General features: G+C 51.6%; 1 rRNA gene (cut by a window edge). It reads left to right on the plus strand.

Annotated elements, in window-relative coordinates:
* Positions 1 to 1,399: ribosomal RNA gene (locus tag L3V35_RS25325) — 23S ribosomal RNA — on the plus strand (it extends 1,559 nt beyond the left edge of the window).
* Positions 1,400 to 1,427 lie beyond the last annotated feature (28 nt).

Here is a 1,427-nt window from a genome sequence, read left to right on the forward strand (position 1 = left end):
TAACGCTGAGATACGATGTCGAGCTACTACGGTAGTGAAGTCATTGATGCCATGCTTCCAGGAAAAGCCTCTAAGCTTCAGATTGTAAGGAATCGTACCCCAAACCGACACAGGTGGTCGGGTAGAGAATACCAAGGCGCTTGAGAGAACTCGGGTGAAGGAACTAGGCAAAATGGTACCGTAACTTCGGGAGAAGGTACGCTCTTATCAGTGAAGTCCCTTGCGGATGGAGCAGACGAGAGTCGCAGATACCAGGTGGCTGCAACTGTTTATTAAAAACACAGCACTGTGCAAAATCGTAAGATGACGTATACGGTGTGACGCCTGCCCGGTGCCGGAAGGTTAATTGATGGGGTTAGACTTCGGTCGAAGCTCTTGATCGAAGCCCCGGTAAACGGCGGCCGTAACTATAACGGTCCTAAGGTAGCGAAATTCCTTGTCGGGTAAGTTCCGACCTGCACGAATGGCGTAATGATGGCCACGCTGTCTCCACCCGAGACTCAGTGAAATTGAAATCGCTGTGAAGATGCAGTGTACCCGCGGCTAGACGGAAAGACCCCGTGAACCTTTACTACAGCTTGGCACTGAACATTGAACCTACATGTGTAGGATAGGTGGGAGACTATGAAATTGCGTCGCTAGATGTGATGGAGTCGTCCTTGAAATACCACCCTTGTAGTTTTGATGTTCTAACGTTGGTCCCTGAATCGGGATTACGGACAGTGCCTGGTGGGTAGTTTGACTGGGGCGGTCTCCTCCCAAAGAGTAACGGAGGAGCACGAAGGTGGGCTAAACACGGTTGGACATCGTGTGGTTAGTGCAATGGCATAAGCCCGCTTGACTGCGAGAATGACAATTCGAGCAGGTGCGAAAGCAGGTCATAGTGATCCGGTGGTTCTGAATGGAAGGGCCATCGCTCAACGGATAAAAGGTACTCCGGGGATAACAGGCTGATACCGCCCAAGAGTTCATATCGACGGCGGTGTTTGGCACCTCGATGTCGGCTCATCACATCCTGGGGCTGAAGTCGGTCCCAAGGGTATGGCTGTTCGCCATTTAAAGTGGTACGCGAGCTGGGTTTAGAACGTCGTGAGACAGTTCGGTCCCTATCTGCCGTGGGCGTTGGAAAATTGAAAGGGGCTGCTCCTAGTACGAGAGGACCGGAGTGGACGAACCTCTGGTGTTCGGGTTGTCATGCCAATGGCATTGCCCGGTAGCTAAGTTCGGAATCGATAACCGCTGAAAGCATCTAAGCGGGAAGCGAGCCTTGAGATGAGTTTTCCCTGGCACTATAAGTGTCCTAAAGGGTTGTCGTAGACTACGACGTTGATAGGCAGGGTGTGTAAGTGCTGCGAGGCATTGAGCTAACCTGTACTAATTGCCCGTGAGGCTTAACCATACAACACCCAAGGGGTTTTGTGGACTCA

The sequence above is a fragment of the Vibrio sp. L5-1 genome, assembly GCF_021728315.1.
GTDB classification, from domain to species: Bacteria; Pseudomonadota; Gammaproteobacteria; order Enterobacterales; family Vibrionaceae; genus Vibrio; species Vibrio splendidus_K.